Here is a 3975-nt window from a genome sequence, read left to right on the forward strand (position 1 = left end):
GCCCTGGCCGCCCCGCCCGCCGCGGCGCAGGCGGCCGGCGGATGGCACGCGACCACCGCCAAGGAACTCGGCGCCCGCTGCCACTCGACGGACGCGGCGAAACACGCCGCCTGCGTCGGCTACGTCACCGGCGTCTATGACCTGCAATTCGCCCAGACCCCGGTGCGCGGCGTCTGCCCGCCGGCCGATCTCGACCCGGACAACCTGACCGCCGTGGTGCTCGCCTATATCGACACGCATGACGACGGGCCGGCGCCCACGGCGATCGCGCAGTCGGTGGTGCGCTTCTTCCCCTGCACCGGGGCGGAGGCGCCGGAGCGGCCGGCCGATAAGCCGGAACGGCGCCGGTGAAGGCCGGCATCGTCCTCTTCCCCGGCATCAACCGCGAGCGCGACATGGCGCTCGCGCTCGAACGCGCCGCCGGCCGCGCGCCGCGCGTGATCTGGCACACCGAGACGGATCTCGACGGGCTCGACCTGATCGTGCTGCCGGGCGGGTTCTCGTATGGCGACTATCTGCGCTGCGGCGCCATGGCGGCGCAGTCGCCGGTGATGGGCGCTGTGCGCGCGCACGCGCAGCGCGGCGGCCACGTGCTCGGCGTCTGCAACGGGTTCCAGGTGCTGACCGAGGCCGGGCTGCTGCCGGGCGCGCTGCTGCGCAACGCGACGCTGCGCTTCATCGCCGCCGACGCGACCATCCGTGTCGAACGCAACGACACCGACTACACGCACCGCTACCGCGCCGGGCAGGTGCTGCGCGTCGTCATGGCGCATGGCGACGGCAACTACTATGCCGATGCGGCGACGCTCGACCGGCTGGAGGGCGACGGGCTCGTCGCCTTCCGCTACTGCGACGCCGCCGGCGACGTCAGCGAGGCGGCCAACCCGAACGGCAGCGCCCGCGCCATCGCCGGCATCCTCAGCCGCAACCGCCGAGTCCTCGGCCTGATGCCACATCCCGAGAATCACATCGACCCCCTCACCGGCGGCACCGACGGTCTCGCTTTGTTTGAAAGCCTGTTCGCAGCATCCTATGCCTGACGAAGCCAGCCCCCGTCCCGCCCGCGTCCCCGACGAAGCCCTCGCCCGCGAGTTCGGCCTCAGCGCCGAGGAGTGGCTGCGGGTGCTCGGCATCATGGGGCGCACGCCGACCCTGACCGAGCTCGGCATCTTCTCCGTCATGTGGTCGGAGCACTGCTCCTATAAGTCCTCGCGCGTCTGGCTGAAGCAGCTGCCGACCAAGGCGCCGTGGGTGATCCACGGCCCGGGCGAGAACGCGGGCGTCGTCGATATCGGCGACGGGCTCGCGGCCGTCTTCAAGATGGAGAGCCACAACCACCCGTCCTTCATCGAGCCGTACCAGGGCGCGGCGACGGGCGTGGGCGGCATCCTGCGCGACGTGTTCACCATGGGCGCGCGCCCGGTCGCCAACCTCAACGCGCTGCGCTTCGGCGATCCGTCCGATCCCGTCACCCGCCGCGTCATCGACGGCGTGGTGCGCGGCATCGGCGGCTATGGCAACTGCGTCGGCGTGCCGACCGTGGGCGGGGAGGTCAATTTCCACCGCGCCTACAACCGCAACCCGCTGGTCAACGCCATGACCGTGGGCATCGCCAAGCGCGACCGCATCTTCCTGTCGGCCGCCGCCGGCGTGGGCAACCCCGTCGTCTATGTCGGCTCGAAGACCGGCATCGACGGCATCCACGGCGCCACCATGGCGAGCGCCGAGTTCTCCGGCGACGTGGAGGCGCGCCGCCCGACGGTGCAGGTGGGCGACCCGTTCACCGAGAAACTGCTGATCGAGGCGTGCCTGGAACTGATGGCGACGGACGCCATCATCGCGATCCAGGACATGGGCGCGGCCGGCCTGACCTCCTCCTCGGTCGAGATGGCGGGGCGCGGCGGCGTCGGCATCGAACTCGACCTCGACGCCGTGCCGCAGCGCGAGGCGGGCATGAGCGCCTACGAGATGATGCTGTCGGAGAGCCAGGAGCGGATGCTCATGGTCCTGCGCCCCGACCGCGCCGAACTCGCCCGCCAGATCTTCGCCAAGTGGGAGCTGGATTTCGCCGTCATCGGCCGGCTGACCAATACCGGCCGCATCGTCGTCCGCCATCACGGCGCGACCGAGGCGGACATCCCCCTCGGCCCCCTCGCCGACCAGGCGCCGCTGTACGAGCGCCCGACCGCGACCACGCCGAAGCTGCCCTATATCGAGCCGGCCAAGGTGGAGGACCGCTACGGCCTCGCCGGCGGGCTGCTGCGCCTGATCGGCTGCCCCGACCTCGCCAGCCGGGCGTGGATCTACAACCAGTACGACTCGACCGTGGGCGCGCAGACCATCCGCCGCCCCGGCGCCGCCGACGCCGCCGTGGTGCGCATCGAGGGCACGACGCGGGCGCTGGCGCTGACCACCGACTGCACCCCCCGCTACTGCGCCGCCGACGCCGAGGCGGGCGGCGCGCAGGCGGTGGCCGAGGCGTGGCGCAACCTCATCGCGACCGGCGCCCGCCCGCTCGCGATCACCGACAACATGAACTTCGGCAACCCGGAAAAGCCCGAGGTCATGGGCCAGTTCGCCGCGGCGATACGCGGCATGTCCGCCGCCTGCCGCGCGCTCGACTTTCCCGTCGTCTCCGGCAACGTCTCGCTCTACAACGAGACGGACGGACGGGCGATCCTGCCCACGCCCGCGATCGGCGGCCTCGGCGTGATCGACGACGCGGCGCGCAGCGTCGGCATCGCGCTCCGGCCCTGGCTCGACCTCGTGCTCATCGGCACCACCAAGGGCTGGCTCGGACAGTCGCTGTGGCTGCGCGAGATCGGGGGACGCGAGGACGGGGCGCCGCCGCCGGTCGATCTCGACGCCGAACGCAAGCACGGCGACTTCGTCCGCGCGCAGATCACGGCCGGCGTCGTGCGCGCCTGCCACGACCTGTCCGACGGCGGGCTGCTGGTGGCGGTGGCCGAGATGGCGCTCGCCGGCGGCGTCGGCGTCCGCCTCAATGCCGGCCCGCGCGAAATCCCCAACCACGCCTTCTGGTTCGGCGAGGATCAGGGGCGGTATCTGCTGGCGGTCGGCGACGGGGCGGAGATGGTGCGGCTGGCGGAGGCGGCGGGCGTGCCTGCCATGCGGATCGGCATCAGCGGCGGGAGGGATTTGACACTGCCCGACCGGGGCACCATATCCATGAATGCCTTACGGACCGCCTATGAAAGCTTTTTCCCGGACCTGATGGGCCGGTCGTGATGGGGATGTGACGCCGTATGCCGATGTCGGCGAACGAAATCGAGGTTCTCATCAAGTCCGCCCTGCCGGACGCGCGGGTGACGGTCGAGGACCTCGCCGGCGACGGCGATCATTACGCGGCGACCGTCGTCAGCGAACAGTTCCGCGGACTGCCCCGCGTCCGTCAGCATCAGCTTGTCTACGCGGCGCTCAGCGGCCGGATGGGGGGCGAACTGCACGCCCTCGCGCTGCAGACATCCGCCCCCGACTGACCCCTCAACGCCGTTCCGCGACCGATCCGCGCAGGAGATACCGCATGTCCAACCCGACCCACGACCGCATCCAGGCCGACATCGCCCAGCACCCGGTCATGCTCTACATGAAGGGCACGCCGAACTTTCCGCAGTGCGGCTTCTCGGCCCGCGTGGTGCAGATCCTCAACCATGTCGGCGTGCCGTTCCACTCCGCCAACGTGCTCGAGGACATGGAGCTGCGCGAGGGTGTCAAGCAGTTCAGCCAGTGGCCGACCATCCCGCAGCTCTACGTCAACGGCGAGTTCGTCGGCGGCTGCGACATCGTCACCGAGATGTTCCAGTCGGGCGAGCTGGAGACGATGCTGAAGGGCAAGGGCGCCGCCGAAGCCGCCGCCTGAGGTCATCGCCGGCCGCCCCGCGACCCACATCCGGGGGCGGCGTTGCGCGTCGGAATCGTCACCCCGGCCCATGACGTCGCCGCCTATGTCGCGAC

At 71.1% G+C, this 3975-nt stretch carries 5 protein-coding genes; all 5 read left to right on the top strand.

The features are described 5' to 3' along the window. A partial coding sequence (locus tag B8460_RS22040; RefSeq protein WP_048862173.1) for a Rap1a/Tai family immunity protein occupies positions 1-351 on the top strand: 351 nt, incomplete at its 5' end. Further along, the gene (purQ, locus tag B8460_RS13725; protein WP_048862174.1) at positions 348-1040 is read left to right on the top strand and encodes a phosphoribosylformylglycinamidine synthase subunit PurQ; all 693 of its coding nucleotides are present in this window, start codon (positions 348-350) and stop codon (positions 1038-1040) included. The genes B8460_RS22040 and purQ, both read left to right, overlap by 4 nt. Further along, entirely contained in the window at positions 1033-3249 is a 2217-nt protein-coding gene (gene purL, locus B8460_RS13730; protein WP_048862175.1) for a phosphoribosylformylglycinamidine synthase subunit PurL, read from the top strand. The genes purQ and purL overlap by 8 nt, the downstream gene beginning before the upstream one ends. 17 nt (positions 3250-3266) lie before the next feature. Further along, positions 3267-3500, top strand: a complete 234-nt coding sequence (locus B8460_RS13735; protein WP_048862176.1) for a BolA family protein — start codon at positions 3267-3269, stop codon at positions 3498-3500. 44 nt (positions 3501-3544) lie between these two features. Next, a complete protein-coding gene (gene grxD, locus B8460_RS13740; protein WP_048862177.1) occupies positions 3545-3880 on the top strand; it encodes a Grx4 family monothiol glutaredoxin in 336 nt (111 codons plus the stop codon). Positions 3881-3975: the final 95 nt, after the last annotated feature.

It is taken from the genome of Acidisphaera rubrifaciens HS-AP3 (genome assembly GCF_000964365.1).
Classification (GTDB): Bacteria; Pseudomonadota; Alphaproteobacteria; order Acetobacterales; family Acetobacteraceae; genus Acidisphaera; species Acidisphaera rubrifaciens.